The 18,459-nt window shown below is 67.8% G+C and carries 12 protein-coding genes; 6 read left to right on the top strand and 6 right to left on the bottom strand.

Annotated elements, in window-relative coordinates; all coding sequences use genetic code 11:
• Positions 1-19 precede the first annotated feature (19 nt).
• On the bottom strand, positions 20-364 hold the full coding sequence (locus A9K58_RS15020; protein WP_065200100.1) for a hypothetical protein: 345 nt from the start codon (positions 362-364) through the stop codon (positions 20-22).
• Positions 365-512: 148 nt separating this feature from the next.
• On the opposite strand from A9K58_RS15020, the gene A9K58_RS15015 reads away from it, so the two are divergent.
• From A9K58_RS15015 to ligD, 3 genes are all read left to right on the top strand, one after another.
• The gene (locus tag A9K58_RS15015) at positions 513-911 is read left to right on the top strand and encodes a hypothetical protein (RefSeq protein ID WP_065200099.1); all 399 of its coding nucleotides are present in this window, start codon (positions 513-515) and stop codon (positions 909-911) included.
• Between the two features lie 139 nt (positions 912-1,050).
• Positions 1,051-1,959, top strand: a complete 909-nt coding sequence (ku, locus tag A9K58_RS15010) for a non-homologous end joining protein Ku (protein ID WP_065200098.1) — start codon at positions 1,051-1,053, stop codon at positions 1,957-1,959.
• Positions 1,960-1,962: 3 nt separating this feature from the next.
• On the top strand, positions 1,963-4,440 hold the full coding sequence (gene ligD / locus A9K58_RS15005; RefSeq protein ID WP_065200097.1) for a DNA ligase D: 2,478 nt from the start codon (positions 1,963-1,965) through the stop codon (positions 4,438-4,440).
• Between the two features lie 75 nt (positions 4,441-4,515).
• On the opposite strand, the gene A9K58_RS15000 is transcribed toward ligD, so the two are convergent.
• The 3 genes from A9K58_RS15000 to adh form a co-directional block, all read right to left on the bottom strand.
• Entirely contained in the window at positions 4,516-4,905 is a 390-nt protein-coding gene (locus A9K58_RS15000; protein ID WP_065200096.1) for a hypothetical protein, read from the bottom strand.
• Between the two features lie 114 nt (positions 4,906-5,019).
• Positions 5,020-6,048 (bottom strand): alcohol dehydrogenase AdhP, encoded by a 1,029-nt coding sequence (adhP, locus tag A9K58_RS14995; RefSeq protein ID WP_065200095.1) that lies wholly within the window; start codon positions 6,046-6,048, stop codon positions 5,020-5,022.
• Between the two features lie 75 nt (positions 6,049-6,123).
• Positions 6,124-7,665, bottom strand: a complete 1,542-nt coding sequence (adh, locus tag A9K58_RS14990) for an aldehyde dehydrogenase (RefSeq protein ID WP_065200094.1) — start codon at positions 7,663-7,665, stop codon at positions 6,124-6,126.
• A gap of 236 nt (positions 7,666-7,901) precedes the next feature.
• On the opposite strand from adh, the gene A9K58_RS14985 reads away from it, so the two are divergent.
• Complete coding sequence (locus tag A9K58_RS14985) at positions 7,902-9,791, top strand: sigma-54-dependent Fis family transcriptional regulator (protein ID WP_065200093.1); 1,890 nt, start codon at positions 7,902-7,904, stop codon at positions 9,789-9,791.
• 48 nt (positions 9,792-9,839) lie between these two features.
• On the opposite strand, the gene eda is transcribed toward A9K58_RS14985, so the two are convergent.
• Together eda and A9K58_RS14975 are read right to left on the bottom strand one after the other, a co-directional pair.
• The gene (gene eda / locus A9K58_RS14980; protein WP_065200092.1) at positions 9,840-10,478 is read right to left on the bottom strand and encodes a bifunctional 4-hydroxy-2-oxoglutarate aldolase/2-dehydro-3-deoxy-phosphogluconate aldolase; all 639 of its coding nucleotides are present in this window, start codon (positions 10,476-10,478) and stop codon (positions 9,840-9,842) included.
• Complete coding sequence (locus tag A9K58_RS14975) at positions 10,465-11,484, bottom strand: sugar kinase (protein WP_081284086.1); 1,020 nt, start codon at positions 11,482-11,484, stop codon at positions 10,465-10,467. The genes eda and A9K58_RS14975 overlap by 14 nt, the downstream gene beginning before the upstream one ends.
• A 282-nt stretch (positions 11,485-11,766) precedes the next feature.
• Between A9K58_RS14975 and A9K58_RS14970 the strand changes: the two genes are divergently transcribed.
• Both A9K58_RS14970 and A9K58_RS14965 read left to right on the top strand, forming a co-directional pair.
• Entirely contained in the window at positions 11,767-14,517 is a 2,751-nt protein-coding gene (locus A9K58_RS14970; protein ID WP_065200091.1) for a TonB-dependent receptor, read from the top strand.
• Positions 14,518-14,645: 128 nt separating this feature from the next.
• Positions 14,646-18,449: a LamG-like jellyroll fold domain-containing protein gene (locus A9K58_RS14965; protein WP_065200090.1), complete on the top strand. Its 3,804-nt coding sequence runs from the start codon at positions 14,646-14,648 to the stop codon at positions 18,447-18,449.
• Positions 18,450-18,459 lie beyond the last annotated feature (10 nt).

The raw sequence follows: 18,459 nt of genomic DNA, 5'->3' as shown, positions 1-18,459 counted from the left end.
CCAACCCGGGCGCGACCCCTCAATCGGGTGCCTTGGCCGGCACGAAGGGTGAGGTCGGGTCGCTGGCGGGGAAGGTCTCCTCCAGGGCTTCGTCCTGGTTGTCGCTGGCGTGCTGCTTGCGCTCACGGCGCTTGAGCGGGCTTTCCTGGCCGCCGCGATGGCGATCACCGCCGTCCTTGCGATCCAGGGCAGCCTGTTCAGCCTCACGCTTCACGGGTAGATGCTCACCGGCGTGCCCGGCGTCGAAGAACGGTGCACCCGTGCCGCGGTAGTCCGCGTTGTCGGCATCGCGCTTGCCGCGCTGCTCGCCGGGAACGGGCGGGTGATTCTCCCGCAGCGGGTCTCGTGAGGTCTCTCGGCTCATGGTCTGGTACCTGCGCTCAGGGGCTCCCACTAGACCGCTTCCGAGGTAAAGCCGCCGCGAACCTGGCGTCATGAACATCTCGCTCACCCCCCGGTAACGGCGCCGCGCGTATTCCTGCCCACCCGCCCCGCCGCTGCAGGAGCCGGCCATGCCCCGTCTCGAGCGCCCCGCCCCGTCCGTATTCAACGCCCTGCTCGACCCGCTCGGGCAACGCACCACGCAGCGACGCTCGCTTCGAGATGAAGACCCGCAGGCAGTGGCGCAGGACTACCTGCAGTACATGCTCAGCGATTACGAAGCACGCCGCGGCCAGACCCATCGAAACTGGCGCGACCTGTGCCCGGCGTATGCCTTCGCACTGACGACCCACGCAGCCGACTGGCCGCGTGGCGACGCCGCCGACACCTGCGAAGAGCTGGCCGAGCACTGGGAGCAGATGCGTGGCCAGTCGCGCCTGGGATGGGCGCAGGCGCGGCCGGTGGTGGAAGATGCCTGGCGCGCGCTGGATCACATCCCAGCGGCGGCGGTGAGGCCGTTGCTGCAGTAGCGCCGGGCCGGTGAAGCAGCCGAGCGTCGGCTCGGCTCCACATCAAAACGGCGGCGCCACCTGATGTGCACGGCACGGACACGGGTGGTTTACGCACTTCGGCCCACGCTGGGCACCCTGCCCCATCAAAGGTGCATCCATGGCCCGCCCGATCTGGACCGGCACGTTGTCCTTCGGCCTGCTCAATGTTCCGGTGTCCTTGATGTCCGGCGAGCGCAAGGTCGACCTGCAGTTCCGCATGCTCGACTCGCGCGACCGCAAACCGATCCGTTTCGAGCGGGTCAATGCCGAGACCGGCGAGGAAGTCCCCTGGAAGGACATCGTCAAGGCCTACGAGTACGACAAGGGCAGCTATGTCGTGCTGGAGGAAGGTGATATCCGTTCGGCGGCCCCGGAAAGCCATGAGGCGGTGGAAGTTGAATCCTTCGTGGATGCGGCGCAGATCGACCCGCGCTACTACGAGAAGCCCTACCTGCTGGTGCCCGGCAAGAAGGCCGAGAAGGGCTATGTGCTGTTGCGCGAAACCCTGCGCAGTACTGGCAGGGTGGGCATCGCGCGCGTGGTGGTGCGCACGCGCGAGTACCTCTGCGCGGTGATGCCGCATGAAGACGCACTGGTGTTGATGATCCTGCGCTACCCGCAGGAACTGGTGGATCCTGAAGACTACAAGCTGCCCAGCGGCAAACTGTCCGATTACCGCATCACCAGCAAGGAAACGGCGATGGCCGAACAGCTGATCGAGTCGATGGCAGGTGATTGGGATCCGTCGCAGTACCACGATGAGTTCCGCGAGCGCCTGCAGCAGGTGTTGAACAAGCGCATCAAAGCCAAGGGCGGTACCACCCGGGTCGAGGACGAGCCTGCGCCACGCGAGGACGCGACCACCAATGTGGTCGACTTCATGGCATTGCTGCAGAAGAGCCTGGATGCCAACAAACGCACGCCGGCGAAGAAGGGCGCGGCCCGCAAGGCACCGGCAAGGAAGGCGGTGAAGAAGAGCGCAAAGAAGGCCGCGAAGAAAGCCGCTTCCCGGCGCCGGGCGGGTTGAGCCATGTCGCTGCACCAGTACCGGCGCAAGCGCCGCCTTGGCGGTGGCGCGGGGCAGACCCCCGAACCCGACGATATGCCTGTCCCCGGCGACCCCAGGCACCGGCCCGCGTTCGTCATCCAGCTGCACCATGCCAGTTCGCGCCACTACGATTTCCGCCTGGAAATGGATGGCGTGCTGAAGAGCTGGGCGGTACCGAAGGGCCCGTCGCTGCGCCCGGGCGAGAAACGGCTGGCGGTGGAGGTGGAAGACCACCCGCTGTCCTACGCCCGCTTCGAGGGGGACATCCCCGAAGGCCATTACGGCGCCGGCCATGTCGATGTGTTCGACCACGGCACCTGGGCCTGCGACGGTGATCCCTTGCAGGCGCTTGCCGCCGGCAGGATCGACTTCGTGCTGCACGGGCAGCGCCTGGCGGGTGGCTGGAAACTGGTGCGGACGGCGATGAAGGGACGCCAGGTACAGTGGCTGCTGATCAAGCGCGACGACGACGAAGCACGTGACGCCGAGGCGGATGACCTGCTGGACCAGCCGCTGTCCACGCGCGCCCGCGCGCCGGCGCAGACCGCAGCAGGCAAGGCCGCGCGGGCCGCGCGTGCACCGGCCCGCAAGGCGGACGCGCGTTGGCGTGCACGCGCGTTGCGGCTGGATGGAGCGCGCGGCACGCCGTATCCGCGCGGGTTCAAGCCCCAGCTGACCGATCACCGCGACAGTGCACCGGATGGCGATCGTTGGCTGCACGAGATCAAGTGGGATGGCTATCGGCTGCTGGCCGAGCTGCACGACGGCGAAGTGAAGCTGCGCTCGCGCAATGGCCTGGACTGGACGGCCGACTTTCCCGAGGTCGCCCAGGCCGTGCTGGCATTGCCGCTGCGCGACGTGCGGCTGGACGGCGAGCTGGTGGTGCTGGACAAGGAAGGACGCAGTGATTTCGCAGCGCTGCAGCGGGTCATCGACGGCAGCTCGAAGCAGCCGCTGCGCTATATCGTGTTCGACCTGCCCGGGATAGCCGGCGCCGACATCAGCCGTTGTGCCCTGCTTGAACGCAAGGCATTGCTGAAGGACCTGCTCGGCAGCAAGCCCGGCATCCTGGCCTTCAGCGAACACGTGATCGACCACGGCCCGCAGGTCTTCGAAGCCAGTGGCGCGGCCGGCTTCGAAGGCATCGTCAGCAAGCAGGTCGATGCCCCCTACGTGAACACCCGCGCACGCAGCTGGGTGAAGGTGAAGCACGAAGACACCGATGAGTTCGTGATTGTCGGCCACACCGCACCCAAGGGTGCGCGGGTGGGTTTCGGGTCGCTGCTGCTGGCGACGCCGGGCAAGGAGGGCCTGCGCTACGTGGGGCGCGTTGGAACAGGCTTCGATGATGCCGGCCTGCGCGCGTTGAGTGATGCACTGCAGCCGCTGGCGGTGAAGGCGCCGGTGGTGCAGCTGCCGGCGCATGTGCCGTTCCGGGCCGGCAGCGTGCGCTGGGTGAAGCCGGTCGTCGTGGCCGAGGTAGCCTTTCGCGGCTGGGGCAAGGAAGGGCTGCTGCGGCAGGCCAGCTTCAAGCGCCTGCGCAGCGACAAGCAGAGGGAGGATCTGGCGGTGAACGCAGCGAACGTGGATCCCGGTGGCGAAGTGCAGATCACCCATCCCGAGCGGGTGGTGTTTCCGAAGCGGAAGCTCAGCAAGGGCGATGTCGCCGACTACTACCGGCGGATGGCGCGCTGGATACTGCCCGAGATCGCCGGGCGGCCACTGTCGCTGCTGCGGTGCCCGGATGGCGTGGGCAGGCCTTGCTTCTTCCAGAAGCACCACGGCGCCGGCCTCGGCGATGCGGTCCATGCCGTCCCGCTGCAGCAGAAGAGGGGCCAGGAAGACTATGTCTACATCGACGACGCGCGCGGGCTGCTGCAGCTGGTGCAGATGAATACCCTGGAGCTGCATCCGTGGGGCGCGACAGTGGCCGATCCGGAGCACCCGGACCGGCTGGTGTTCGACCTCGATCCGGGCGAGGGTGTCAGCTGGGCACAGGTCAAGGCCGGTGCACGCGATGTGCGTGATCGCCTGCAGGAGATCGGGCTGCAGAGCTTCGTGCGCCTGTCGGGCGGAAAGGGCGTGCACGTGGTGGTGCCCCTGCTGCCCACGGCTGGCTGGGACCAGGCCAAGGCCTTCTGCGAAGCGTTCGCGCAGGCGATGGCGCAGCAGGCGCCGGACCGTTACGTGGCGACGATGAGCAAGGCCAAGCGCGGCGGCGTGATCTTCATCGACTGGCTGCGCAATGCGCGCGGCGCGACCAGCGTGTGCTCATGGTCGCTGCGCGCACGCGAGAGTGGCGGCGTAGCGGTGCCGCTGCGCTGGGAAGAGCTGGCGCGTGCCCGTGCGGCCGATGCGTTCACGCTGGACAAGGCACTGGCCCGGGCAGAACGTTTGAAGGCTGACCCATGGCAGGGTATCGAGCGGCTGAAGCAGACACTACCGCGCATGGACCTCTAGAGCCGAGCCCATGCTCGGCTTTCATGCACATCGACACAGGCAGCCGAGCATGGGCTCGGCTCTACAGGGGCGGCGTTACCTTGCGTCGCGCGATGGGCGGCGGCCGAACCACCAACCGGCCAGCAGCTGCACCGGCAACGACGCCAGCAGCGAAGCGAGGAACCAGAACGGGAAGTCCGCACCAGCGGTCCACATGGCATAGCCGCAGCCGAGGGCAATCAGCGACCAGATCGAGAAGCCATGCGAGCGCGGCCAGCACGGCGCGTAATAGGTCGCGAAGGAAATGCCGGCGATTCCGCCCAGCACGCTGAAGGCCAGGTCCCAGCCCAGCTGTGCGCCGCCACGGGTTGCCAGCCCGAGCAGCGGCGGCAACCAACCGGCGACGCTGCTGACCAGCGCAAGCGACAGCACGCCGCCGATCAGGGCGACCACGGACAGGAACAATGTCTTGAGCGTTGCAGGCATGCCCGCATTGTACGGCCGCCAGCGCGCCCGGGCGGCCGGCGCTACGGGAAGATCGGCATGGCCGCCGTGTCCGTGGGAGAGGAGGACGGAGCGACGGCGGCCATGCACGGGCGGTCAGGCAGCGAGGTCAAGTACCACGCGGCCCTCGATGGTGCCCGCGTGCATGCGCGCGAACACATCGTTGATGTTCTCCAGGCGATCGGTGCTTACCGTTGCGGCAACCTTGCCCTCGGCGGCGAATTGCAGCGATTCCTGCAGGTCCAGGCGGGTGCCGACGATCGAGCCCCGGACGGTGATGCCGTTGAGCACCATGCCGAAGATGTCCAGCGGGAAACTGCCCGGCGGCAGGCCGTTGAGCGAGACGGTGCCACCGCGGCGGACCATGCCCAGTGCCTGCTCGAAGGCCTTCGGCGACACAGCGGTGACCAGCGCACCGTGCGCACCGCCGATCTCCTTCTTCAGGTATGCCGCCGGATCGGTGGTGCGCGCGTTGACGGTGACCTGCGCGCCCAGGCGCCGCGCCAGCGCCAGCTTGCCATCGTCCACGTCCACGGCGGCCACATTCAGGCCCATCGCCCGGGCGTACTGCACCGCCATGTGGCCCAACCCGCCGATGCCGGAGATCGCCACCCAGTTGCCCGGCCGGGTGTCGGTCATCTTCAGGCCCTTGTAGACGGTCACGCCCGCGCACAGCACGGGTGCGATCTCGACGAAGCCCACCTCCTTTGGAAGCAGGCCGACATAGTTGGCATCGGCCAGCGCGTACTCGGCGAAGCCGCCGTTGACCGAGTAGCCGGTGTTGCGCTGTGTCTCGCACAGCGTTTCCCAGCCCCCCAGGCAGTGTTCGCAATGGCCACACGCCGAGTACAACCAGGGGATGCCGACCCTGTCGCCTTCCTTGACATGCCCGACCCCGCCGCCCACGGCCACGACGTGCCCCACGCCCTCGTGGCCGGGGATGAATGGCGGGTTCGGTTTCACCGGCCAGTCGCCCTCGGCGGCGTGCAGGTCGGTATGGCAGACGCCACAGGCTTCGATCCTGACCAGCACCTCGCCCGCCCCCGGGCGCGGTACCACGACTTCCTCGATGACCAGTGGCTTGCCGAACTCACGGACGACGGCGGCCTTCATGGTTCTGTTCATGCATGCTTCTCCGTAGTGCGCTTGCAGGCAGGATGGCGCCGGCCCCATGCCTGCGCCTTGATCCCGATCAATCCATCAGAAGAAGCCGAGCTTCTTCGGCGAATAGCTGACCAGCAGGTTCTTGGTCTGCTGGTAGTGGTCGAGCATCATCCGGTGGTTCTCGCGGCCGATGCCCGACTGCTTGTAGCCACCGAATGCGGCGTGCGCCGGGTAGGCGTGATAGCAGTTGGTCCACACGCGCCCGGCCTGGATGGCACGGCCCATGCGGTAGAGGCGCGAGGCGTCCCGGCTCCACACGCCGGCACCCAGGCCGTACAGCGTGTCGTTGGCGATCTGCAGAGCTTCTTCCTCGGTCTTGAAGGTGGTCACCGCTACCACCGGCCCGAAGATCTCCTCCTGGAAGATGCGCATGTGGTTGTGGCCCCTGAATACGGTGGGTTTCACGTAGTAACCACCGGCCAGGTCGCCACCCAGGGTGTTCTGCTCGCCACCGATCAGCACTTCGGCCCCTTCCTGCTTGCCGATGTCGATGTAGGAGAGGATCTTGTCCAGCTGTTCGGCGGAGGCCTGTGCGCCGATCATGGTGTCCGGGTCCAGCGGATCACCCTGCCTGATCGCGGCCACGCGCCTGAGCACCCGTTCCATGAAACGCTCGTAGATGGATTCCTGTACCAGCGCACGCGACGGGCAGGTGCACACTTCGCCCTGGTTCAGCGCGAACAGCACGAAGCCCTCCACGGCCTTGTCGAGGAAATCATCGTCCTCGGCCATCACGTCGTCGAAGAAGATGTTGGGCGACTTGCCGCCCAGTTCCAGCGTCACCGGAATCAGGTTCTGGCTGGCGTACTGCATGATCAGGCGGCCGGTGCTGGTCTCGCCGGTGAAGGCGATCTTGGCGATGCGTGGGCTGCTGGCCAGCGGCTTGCCTGCTTCCAGGCCAAAGCCGTTGACGATGTTGAGCACGCCCGGGGGCAGCAGGTCACCGATGATCTCCATCAGCACCAGGATCGAGGCCGGGGTCTGCTCGGCCGGCTTGAGCACCACGCAGTTGCCGGCGGCGAGCGCCGGGGCCAGCTTCCAGGCCGCCATCAGCAACGGGAAGTTCCACGGGATGATCTGGCCGACCACGCCCAGCGGTTCGTGGAAATGGTAGGCCACGGTGTCCTTGTCGATCTCCGACAGGCTGCCTTCCTGCGCGCGCACCACGCCTGCGAAATAGCGGAAGTGGTCGACCATCAGCGGGATGTCGGCGTTGAGGGTTTCGCGGATCGGCTTGCCGTTGTCCCAGGTCTCGGCGCGCGCGATCAGTTCCAGGTTCTGCTCGATGCGGTCAGCGATGCGGTTGAGGAGGTTGGCGCGCTCGGCGGTGGAGCGCCTGCCCCAGTCTTCCTTGGCGGCATGGGCCGCATCCAGCGCGGCCTCGATGTCGTCGGCGTTGGAGCGCGCCACCGAGGTGAGCACCCTGCCGGTGATCGGCGTGATGTTGTCGAAGTACTGGCCGCTGCGCGGTGCCACCCACTGGCCACCGATGTAGTTGTCGTAGCGGGGTTTGAACAGCGTGCCGGGACCGGCCGGGTCGGTCGAGGGCGAGGGCGGGATTGAAGCAACGGCATTCATCGGGGGCACTCCTTGGATGGCCCGGACAACCCGGGACCTGCCCGGCTACCGCAACGAGCGTGCCAATCCCGCCGGTGCTGCGGCGCATCACGCGGCCCGGCGGCATCAGTGTTGGCGGTCCCTTGGCGGAATGCCGCAGCGCACCAGCGGACGTCATGGCACTTGAAGGCGGGATGTGCTTTTAATCGAAACAGTGCCCGCAACAGCTGTCGCAGAATGCGACAAGGAGCGAGAGGGTGTCCCAGCCGATTCTTCCCGAGCGCGTCGGCGGCGCGCGCCGTGCCTTCTTCGAGCGCGGTGCAGTGCCGGCTGGCGTGGTACCCGACGCCATCCTGCAGTCGTGGCGGCGCTGCCAGCGCCAAGGCCTGTCGGTGGATGCGCGGCCCGACGTGGCGCCGGTGCCCGAACCCTCCCTGCGCGAACTGCGCCAGCGCCGCGAGCGCCTATGGCGGTTGGCCCGGCCCGAGCTGGAAGGCCTGGCCGGCTCGCTGGCCAGCAGTGATGGCATCGTGCTGCTCACCGACGAGGAAGGCTGGGTGCTGGATGCCGAGGGCAGCAACAGCTTCCTGGACCGTGCCGGCCAGGTCGCGCTGATGCCCGGCGTGCGCTGGGACGAAGGCACCGTCGGCACCAATGCCATCGGCACCGCCATCGTCGAAGGCCGCGCCCTGCAGGTACGCGGCGGCGAGCATTTCTTCGCCCCGCACGGCATCCTCACCTGCTCGGCCACGCCGATCTTCGATCCCTTCGGCCAGCGCGTGGGCGTGCTCGACATTTCCGGTGACGCGCGCCACGCCCATCTGCATGCGCTGGCGCTGGGTCGCCAGGCCGTGGACCAGATCGAGCACCGTTACTTTGCCGACGGACTGGACGACTGCGAACTGCTGCACCTGCATGCCCAGCCGTTGCTGCTGGGCAGCCCGCGCGAAGCGCTGCTCGGCTTCCGCAACGGCCGCCTGGTGGCTGCCAACCGCGTTGGCCTGGGGCTGTTCGGGCTGGACCGGCACGACATCGGCCACGCCTCCTACGAGGCCCTGTTCGACCAGCCACTCGCGCGGCTGCACGACGACGGCATGCTGCTGGACCGGCAGGGACGCGCGCTGTACGGCCACAGTGAAAGCAAGCGCCGCGCACGCGCCGGCAGCGTCGTGCCCGCACGCGCTCCGCGCGTGGTCCCCGTGGCTCCCGTGCCGGCGGCGCCCGGCACGGTGCTGGCCACGCCGGTGCGGCAGCAGTTGCACCGGGCCGTGCGCGTGCTCGATGCCGGCCTGCCGGTGCTGGTGCAGGGGGAGACGGGCACCGGCAAGGAAGTATTCGCGCGCGAGCTGCACCGCCGCAGTACGCGCGCCGGCCAGCCGCTGGTGGCGGTGAACTGCGCGGCCCTGCCAGAGGGGCTGATCGAAGCGGAGTTGTTCGGCTACGAGGAAGGGGCCTTCACCGGCGCGCGCCGGCAGGGCAGTACCGGCCTGCTGCGGCAGGCCCAGGGGGGTGTGCTGTTCCTCGATGAGATCGGCGACATGCCGTTGGCCCTGCAGCCGCGACTGCTGCGCGTACTGCAGGAACGCGAACTGTCACCGCTCGGCGGTGGCCGTCCGGTAAAGCTGGACTTCGCCCTCGTCTGCGCCAGCCACCGCGACCTGCAGCGGGCCGTGGCCGACGGACGCTTCCGCGCGGACCTGTACTACCGCATCGCCGATCATGTGGTGCACCTGCCTACCCTGCGCGAACTGGACGAGCGCGGCGCCGTGCTGCAGGCGCTGTGGGCACCGATGGCCCAAGGCCGCGTACTGCAGGCCGAGGTGCTGGAGCTGCTGCAACGGCAGCGCTGGCCGGGCAACCTGCGGCAGCTGCAGGCCTGCCTGCGCACCCTGGTGGCGTTGAGCGACCCCGGCGAGCCGATCACTGCAGCACACCTGCCGGCGGACCTGATGAGCACGCCGCTGTCGCCGCAGGTGACGGCCGCGGACAGCGCCTGCGCTGTCCGCGGTGGGCTGCGCGATATCGCCGAGGAGGTGATGCGTCAGGCCCTGCAGGCCGCCGACGGCAACATCTCCGCGGCGGCCAAGCAGCTGGGCATCAGCCGCAGCACGCTGTACCGGCGCCTGGGCCGGCCCGCCACGCGCTGAGCGCGCGCGACGGTGCCCGACGCTGCCCGGTGCAACGCAACGGCGGCCTCAGCCGGCCAGCACTGCGGCCTCGCGGGCCAGGCGTTCGATGGCATCCCAGTCGCGGGTCTGCAGCAGCGCCGGGGTGGTCAGCCACGAACCGCCCACGCACAGCACGTTGGGCAGGTGCAGGAACTGTGGTGCGGTCTGCACGCTGATCCCGCCGGTCGGGCAGAAGCGGACATCGGCGAACGGCCCGTGCCAGGCCGACAGCAGCGCGGCGCCGCCAGCCTGTACGGCAGGGAAGAATTTGAACGTATCCAGGCCGTGCTCCAGGCCCAGGATCACTTCCGACCCGGTGGCCACGCCCGGCAGGTAGGGCAGGTCGGCATCGCGGGCGGCTGCATACAGGGCCGGCGTAGCGCCGGGCGACACGGCGAAACGCGCGCCCGCCTCCCGGGCGGCCTGCATCTGCGCGGGCGTGAGGACGGTGCCGGCACCGACCACGGCATCGGGTACCGCCTCCCGCATCGCCCGGATGGCGTCCATCGCCTGCGGCGTGCGCAGCGTGACTTCGATTACCGGCAGGCCACCACGGAACAGCGCCTGTGCGACCTGCACGGCCTCCTCCACCGAGCCGGGGGTATACACCGGAATCACCGGTGCCAGTTTCAGCACCGCGCGCACGCGCGGATCAGCGGCGGACATCGAATCGCTCCTCGCCCATCAGGGCCAGCACGTCAGCTTCGCTGACAGGATTGAAATCACCGGGGATGGAATGCTTCAGGGCCCCGGCGGCCAGGCCGAAGCGCACAGTGGCGTCGGCATCAAGGCCGGACAGGATGCCATGCAGGATGCCGGCCGCGAAGGCATCGCCACCGCCGATGCGATCGACGATGCCCTGCAGCTGGCGCACGGGCGCCTGCGCGCGTGTTCCGTCGCGGCCCAGCAATAGTGCACCCATCGCATGGTGGTCGACGCTGATCACCTGCCGCTGCGTGCACGCCATCCACTGCAGCTGTGGAAACGCTGCGAACGCAGCGACGGCGGCGGCCTCGACGCGGGCGACCGGCTCCTGTTGCGTGAACGGCCGGTCCAGCACCACCTCCATGTCACGGTGGTCGGCGAAGACGATGTCGGCCTGGGCGAACAGCTCGTGCAGCACGGCCTGGGCGTCACCCCCCCAGCGCTGCCAGAGCCTGGGGCGGAAGTTGCCGTCAAAGGAAACACGAACCCCGGCCTGCCGCGCCGCGCGTGCGGCATCCAGCGTCGCTGCGGCGACCTCCGGCCCCAGTGCCGGGCTGACCCCGGACAGGTGCAGCCAGTGCGCGCCCTGCAGCAACGCCGGCCAGTCATGGTCGCCCGCAGTGCTGCGCGCGAACGCCGAGTCCGCGCGGTCATACACCACTTCGCTGGCACGCTGGACCGCCCCGGTGGTGAGGAAATACAGCCCCATCCGAGCGCCCGGCACCTCGTGCACGTGGCGGGTGTCCACGCCGTGCCGGCGCAGTTCTGCCAGCGCGTGGGCACCGAGCGGGTTGCCTGCGACCGCGCCGACCATCGAGACCTGGTGTCCCAGCCGGGACAGCGAGACACCCACGTTGGCTTCCGCTCCGCCCACGTGCACCTGCAACTGCGGAGACTGCAGCAGCAGCTCGCGGCCGGGCGCACCCATGCGCAGCAGCAGCTCCCCGAAACACACGATACGACCCATCTCCGCTCCTTCGTGCTTGCCGCCAGCGTGGGACACTGCGCGGCATGGTTGTGGACCACGTGGGGTGTGGCGTTGACTAGCGGTGTCATTCTAGACCGAAGTTGCGCTGCGGGTGCTCGGTTCGCATGTCGAAACCATTGTCCTGCAAGCGTCTTGGAGACATTGCGGATCTGTTGCGCTGCAAGATGCCCGATTCGAGGCGTGCTGTTAACGTCGGCTTTGACCAGCGGTGTCATTCCGCTGCACAGCTGCGATACCAGACCTTTGGGAGAGGGGAAAGGCATGCAATCTCGGATCCACGGAAAAAAGACACCGGTTACCTTGCTGGCGATGAGCGTGGCGCTGGCCCTGTCCACCACGGCGGCTGCCCAGCAGCAGGCCGCCACCGATCTGGACACGGTCACCGTCACCGGCTACCGCGCCAGCGTTGAAAAGGCGCTGGACATCAAGCGCGGCGAAGCCGGCGTGGTCGACGCCATCGTTGCCGAGGACATCGGCAAGTTCCCCGACCTGAATCTGGCCGAATCACTGCAGCGCATCCCGGGCGTGGTCATCACCCGCGAGGCCGGCGAAGGCCGCAACATCTCCGTGCGCGGCCTGGGCCCGGATTTCACCCGCGTGCGCATCAACGGCATGGAGGCGCTGACCACCGTCGGCGCCGGTGACCAGAGCGGTGGCACCAACCGCGGCCGTGGCTTCGACTTCAATGTGTTCGCCTCGGACCTGTTCTCGCAGCTGCTGGTGCGCAAGACCGCCTCGGCCGACGTTGAAGAAGGCTCGCTGGGTGCCACGGTCGATCTGCGTACCGCGCGGCCGTTCGACTATGAGGGCTTCACCTTCGCCGCCAGTGGCCAGGCCAGCTACAACGCCATGGCCGAGAAGGCCGACCCGCGGGTCGCGGCGCTGGTATCCAATACCTTCGCCGATGGCACCTTCGGCGCCCTGCTTTCGGTGGCCTACTCCGAGCGCCAGGCACTGGAGGAAGGCTCAAACACCGGGCGCTGGGCCAACGGCCCGAGCAACGGCAATTTCGCGGCCTCTTCGCCGTTCGCCGCAGCGCGTGGTGCCAACGTGTTCCATCCGCGTTTTCCGCGCTACGTGCAGATGGAGCATGAGCAGAAGCGCCTGGGCGTGACCGGCTCGCTGCAGTGGAAACCCGGCGATGCCACTGAAATCTCGCTCGACGCGCTGTACTCAAAGATCGATGCCACCCGCGATGAAAACTACATCGAGGCGATTTCCTTCAGCCGCGGCACCAGCGGCACGCCGCGCCTGGTCGGCAAGCCGGCCATGGTGGTCCGCAACGGCGTGATCGAGAACAACGCCCTGGTCCAGGGCGAGTTCGACAATGTCGACATCCGTTCCGAAAGCCGCCATGACGAATGGAGTACCGAGTTCAAGCAGATCGCACTGAACGGCCAGCATCGCTTCGGAGATGATTTCACCCTGTCCGGCAAGATCGGCATCTCGCGCTCCAGGCATGAGAACCCCGTGCAGACCACGGTGATCATGGACAAGTATGACGTCGATGGTTACAGCTACGACTATCGTGGCAACAACCGCGCGCCGATCCTCAACTATGGCATCGACCCGACCAACCCCAACGGCTGGGAGCTGGCGGAAATCCGCCTGCGGCCGCAGTACGTGGACAATGACTTCGATACCGGCCAGATCGACTTCAACTGGAATCTCGGCCCGGGCTTCCGCCTGAAGGGCGGCGTGCTGGCCAAGGACTACACGTTCAGCACCACCGAGCTGCGCCGTGCCAGCGAGCTGGCCGTACCCGGCTTTGCCGATGGCACGAAGGTCGTGCCGGCGGGCATGACCACGCCCGCAGGACTGAAGGGCATCAACGGCAGCCCCGCCAGCTGGGTCGTCCCCGACCTCGGGGCGATTGCCGAGCAGTTCGACATCTACAGCAACAGCGGCAGCTTCGCGGTGGCGCCGCGTGCCAACAATGTGCGCAGCGTGGAAGAAAAGGACCGCGGTGCCTACCTGATGGGCGAGTTCTCCACCGAACTGGGCAGCCTGCCCCTGTCGGGCAACGTGGGCGTGCGGTACGTGCGCACCAAGCAGTCCTCCACCGGCCTGTCCACGCTGGCCAACGGCACGGTGCAGACCACGGCCAACCGCACCTATGACGACACCCTGCCCTCGTTCAACCTGGTGGCGGAAGTCACGCCGGACTTCCTGATCCGGCTCGGCGCGGCCAAGGTGATGAGCCGGCCGGGACTGGGCAGCCTGACGCCCGGTGCGACCGTGGCTGTGGCCGGCGGCGCGCGCACCATCTCCAGCGGCAATCCTGACCTGGATCCGATCCGCGCGACCAATGTCGATCTCGGCTTCGAATGGTACTTCGCCGAGGGCGCGATGGCCGGCATCGGCCTGTTCTACAAGGATATCGAGAGCTTCATCCAGACCACCCGCGAAGTGCGTCCCTACAGCGACAGCGGCCTGCCCGCCTCGCTGCTGGAGGGCACCGGAGCCTCGGCCAGCGATGACTTCACCTACAGCAAGCCGGTCAACACGCCCGGTGGCGAACTGCACGGCGTGGAAGCCAACTACACGCAGCCTTTCACCTTCCTGCCCGGCAAGTGGGCCAACCTCGGCATACAGCTGAACTACACTTGGGTGGAATCGAAGATCCAGTACCTCAACTCGGCAGGCCAGCCGGTCATGAAGACCGATCTCACCGGCCTGTCGAAGTCATCGTGGAACGCGACGCTGTTCTACGAAGGGGAGCGGTTTGCCGGCCGCATCTCGGCGACCAACCGCGATGACTACCTGACCCAGGCCCCTGGCCAGGAGACCGGCTTCAATCTGGATGGCTACCACGGCATGACCGGCACCACGGTGTTCGATGCCTCCGTCCGCTACAAGATCAGCGACCAGCTGGAACTGAGCCTGGAAGGCATCAACCTGACCAACGAGGCGTCCGACGAGTGGGTCTACTCGCCGCTGACCGGCCGACTGCCGTTGCAGTACACCGAAACCGGCCGCCAGTACCTGCTGGGCCTGCGCTACAAGTTCTGAGCGACGCCGGCGGCGCGCACCGGCGTGCGTGCCGCCGGCTGTTGCGCCGCAAGGTGCCGCCGCAGCGCGGTCCTGCTACGGTCCGGCGGCCCTGCGCCGGTCGTTGCCCGTTGAAAGGAAACATCTCCATGCCGCACCGTTCGACCGTGTTGCGTTGCCTGCTGCTGGCCGTGGCGCTGGCCGCGGGCCCCGCAACGGCCGCCGCCGATGCACCTGCCCTGTTGTTCCACGTCGATGCCAGCCAGGGCCTGCAGGCAGTCACCGCGCAGGGCGATGCGGTGCCGAATTTCCGCGACAAGGTCGCCGTGGTCGATGCGGGTGCGCGCGGCAAGGCCATCCAGTGGCAGGACGATGGCGTGCTGGCGTGGAATGCGCCGGGCAATATCCTTGCCCAGCGTGGCACCCTTGCCTTCGACTGGCGCGCACGCTACGCGGTGGGTGAGGCGCCGTTCGTGATCTTCCGCGTCGGCTATGCCGACCACAGCAGCTGGGACATGGCTTGGTTGCGCATCGACTGGAACGGCCACGGATTCGATGCATTCGTCACCGATGCGAATCTGTCACGCACGCGCGTGTCGTTCCGCATGGACACGCCACCACGCGCGGACCAGTGGCTGCACCTGGCCTTCGCCTGGGACGAAGATCAGGGTGTGCGCCTGTTCATCGACGGCCGTGAAGCGGCGCGTGCACAGGCCACCGGCGACTACGATGCCGCACTGGACCAGCTCGGGTTGGCCGGACGGGTGATGGCACCCTACCAGGTGCAGAGCCGCTACAACTTCCTGCGAGGCAGTGATTTCCAGCACATCCGCATCTACGACCGCATGCTCGACGCCGCGGCCGTGGCGGCACTTGCGCAGGGCAGGCCCGTGGACAGTGCCATTGCCGCGGCCACCGATGAGCGCGCCTGGCGCCATCGCTTCGGCTGGGAGGGTGCACCTCCCCCCGCCCTGTCGGCCACCGCCACGCGCATCCGCAAAGTCGAATTCGCCGATACCCGCGACCTGAAGGCGTGGATGTGGAAAGCCACCGACGGCATCGCCGAGACCACCTGGCCGGGTGTCTACAACCGTTCGCGCCTGCCCGGCCGCAATGACTACTTCCAGCTGCCGGACTGGAACACCTATGTGGAAGGCGGCCAGCACCTCGACTTGACCCTGCCGGCCACCGAAACGGTGAATCGGGTGGAGATCCGTGGTGCGGCCTTCGGCACCCTGGCCCACGGGCCCGACGCCGAACATGCCACTGACGTGCTGGCCACCCGCCCGCGCGGCGTGGTGCGCAGCGTCGACGACATTGCCGCACAGCGCGGCGGCGTGCTGCGTTTCAGCAACGTGGAACAGGAGACACCGATCCAGGAAATCTGGGCGTACCACGTGAGCGAAGGCGCCGAGCCGGAAGGCACGCTGAAGCAGACCTACATCATCGACAGCCACGCGCTGCCTGACTACACCAACCTGGATACGCTGCGCCGCTACATCGACGGACGTTTCCCCGCCGCCGAACGCAGCATGGTGATGGCGCTGCCGAAGGGGGCCGGGTCACGCCGGCGCAGCGCCGATACGCTGCCAGCGAAACCGCGCCCCATCGTGCACGTGCTGATCCCTTCCGGGGTGGGCGATGCACCGGCCAACCAGCCGTTGATCCGCAGCTGGGCCTACAGCTGGGAAAACATGCATGACGGCCTGGATGGCGTGGCCATCGACATCCCGGCGCTGAACCTGCCGGCCACCCACGACGGGCTGATCCCATTCAACATCCGCATCAAGGACCCGATCTGGCCGGCGCGCGACATGATCGATGTTTCGGTGTCGGTGCCGCCGGGGCAGGAGCGCACGCTGTGGCTGGACCTGCGCGATCGCATCCTCACGCCGGACAGCCTGTGGCTGAGCATCGCCTCGGCTGCGCCGGGCTTCGACGCGAGCGCTCTCGACGGCGCGCAGATCCGGCTGGTGTTCAAGCCGCGCGCCGACGCACTGAAGGAGCACGTGGCCGACCGCTTCAACCAGGTGCGCGACAACTGGGGCTTCCTGGTGGAAGAACACACCACCTCCAAGCGCCAGCGCCTCTATGCCCGCGTCTACGCAGACCTGAGCGACCTGCTGCGGGTCGACCCGGACCACGAACTCGGTCGCCTGTACTGGAACTACATCAGCTACAACAGCCAGGGCCGCCCGCCCTACACCACACCGGCCGTGCCCAAGGGCGTGCCGGCGTGGGCGTTCAACCAGGTGCAGGACCTGGCCCAGGTACGGCAGTTCGTCGACTGGTGGATCGACGAACGCCAGGTGGCCTACGGTGACTTCGGCGGTGGCATCTCCGACGATTCCGACCTGACCCAGCAATGGCCGGGACTGGCCTTGATGGGCGTGCAGCCGGATCGATTGAACGCTTCGCTGACCGCGCTGTCCGATGCTGTGTACCGCAACGGCATGTTCAGCAACGGCCTGAGCACCATCGAGACCGATGAGCTGCATGCCTACGAGGAAGGCATCAACACCAACAGCGCCATGCTCTACCTCAACTGGGGCGACCCGCTGACGCTGGAGCGCCTGATGGAAACGGTGAAGGCGTTCGACGAGCGCATCGTCCTGCGCAACCCGCAGGGCCATCTGTTGTTCTCCAGCAACTGGTTCGGCGGCAACAAGGTCTACCGCGAACCGAACTGGCAGTGGCAGAAGCCATACTCGTTCCCGGTGCTGCACCCGGCGTTCCTGCTGGGCCAGTACAACGCCGATCCGACCGGCCGCAAGCTGGTGATCGGACTGGCCGATGGCTACCTGGCCCATGCGGGCCAGGACGGCAAGGGCCGCTTCACCCTGCCCAACGAGATCCACTGGGCCACCGGGGCCACCCGTGGCGGCGAGCTGAACGATGGCTCGGGTGCCGGCGACACGATGCACACCTTCTGGGCCGCGTGGCGCTGGACCGGGGATGCGAAGTACCTGCAGGCACTGGACTATCGTGCGGCCCGGGGGGGGCCGGGGGCGCTGGCCAACCTGGGCGAGAACTTCGTGGAGGTGCTGGGCCGGCAGCAGGCGTGGTATCCCCTGCTGACCGCCGAGGCCGACGCCGGCAAGACTGGATTCGCCAGCCTGATGGCCTGGCAGGCCACCGGCGACAGGGCGTACATCGACGCGCTGCATGCCGACGGGCGGCAGGCCAAGGTGCAGCGCGCCTACATGAACACCGAAGGCCACTGGTGGTCCGATCGCGTGGACGCGCCGAGCGAGTTCCTGCAGCGCGCGCGCCTGGGCGGTATCGCGCTCAAGCGCAACCAGAGCTGGCCCGGCCACACCGTCAGTTGGCGCTTCGATCATGAGGGTGCCGCTGAACAGGTCGCGCTGCTGGTGCATGCGCCCTCACGCGAGCGCTTCACCATCACCAGCTACAACCTGGGCACGCGCGCCATCGGCGCCGACATGACCGGCTGGAACGTCGCCAGCGGCACCTGGCGCGTGCGCAGTGGCGTGGATGCCGACGGCGATGGCCGCATTGACGGCACCCCGGCCGAACGCACCGTGCAGTTGGAAACCAGTGCGTCGGTACCGATGCAGTTCCGCCCGGGACGCACCGAAGTGTTCGAGTTCGAGCGGATCACCGCCGGCACGCCAGTGGAAACGCGACCGGACCTCGGCGTCGGGCGTGGCGACGTGCGAGTGGATGGTCGCCAGCTGCACGTGACCGTGCACAGCCTGGGCCACGTCGGCAGCAGCGCGGGAATCGCGGTGCTGGAGGATGCACGCGGCCGGGAGATCGCGCGCACCGGTGTGCCGGCGCTGCCCGCGCCGACCGACCTGCGGCCGAAGACAGCGGTGGTGTCGTTGCCGTTGCCGGCCGGTGACCGCAGCGGACTGCGCGTGCGCATCGGGTTGGCCGATGGCGGTGAGGAAGTGACGCGGTTGAACAACGTGGTGGCCGTACCGCATTGAGGCGTCGCCG

The organism is Stenotrophomonas maltophilia, assembly GCF_001676385.1.
GTDB classification, from domain to species: domain Bacteria; phylum Pseudomonadota; class Gammaproteobacteria; order Xanthomonadales; family Xanthomonadaceae; genus Stenotrophomonas; species Stenotrophomonas maltophilia_J.
The sequence above is the reverse complement of the archived record's forward strand: the minus strand, read 5'-3'. Positions and strand labels throughout refer to the sequence as shown.

What these genes read in the sequence shown, in the direction of transcription:
- A9K58_RS15020 (WP_065200100.1), bottom strand. Translation starts at nt 364, where the DNA reads ATGAGCCGAGAGACCTCACGAGACCCGCTGCGGGAGAATCACCCGCCC.
- A9K58_RS15015 (WP_065200099.1), top strand. Translation starts at nt 513, where the DNA reads ATGCCCCGTCTCGAGCGCCCCGCCCCGTCCGTATTCAACGCCCTGCTC.
- ku (WP_065200098.1), top strand. Translation starts at nt 1,051, where the DNA reads ATGGCCCGCCCGATCTGGACCGGCACGTTGTCCTTCGGCCTGCTCAAT.
- ligD (WP_065200097.1), top strand. Translation starts at nt 1,963, where the DNA reads ATGTCGCTGCACCAGTACCGGCGCAAGCGCCGCCTTGGCGGTGGCGCG.
- A9K58_RS15000 (WP_065200096.1), bottom strand. Translation starts at nt 4,905, where the DNA reads ATGCCTGCAACGCTCAAGACATTGTTCCTGTCCGTGGTCGCCCTGATC.
- adhP (WP_065200095.1), bottom strand. Translation starts at nt 6,048, where the DNA reads ATGAACAGAACCATGAAGGCCGCCGTCGTCCGTGAGTTCGGCAAGCCA.
- adh (WP_065200094.1), bottom strand. Translation starts at nt 7,665, where the DNA reads ATGAATGCCGTTGCTTCAATCCCGCCCTCGCCCTCGACCGACCCGGCC.
- eda (WP_065200092.1), bottom strand. Translation starts at nt 10,478, where the DNA reads ATGTCCGCCGCTGATCCGCGCGTGCGCGCGGTGCTGAAACTGGCACCG.
- A9K58_RS14975 (WP_081284086.1), bottom strand. Translation starts at nt 11,484, where the DNA reads ATGGGTCGTATCGTGTGTTTCGGGGAGCTGCTGCTGCGCATGGGTGCG.
- A9K58_RS14970 (WP_065200091.1), top strand. Translation starts at nt 11,767, where the DNA reads ATGCAATCTCGGATCCACGGAAAAAAGACACCGGTTACCTTGCTGGCG.
- A9K58_RS14965 (WP_065200090.1), top strand. Translation starts at nt 14,646, where the DNA reads ATGCCGCACCGTTCGACCGTGTTGCGTTGCCTGCTGCTGGCCGTGGCG.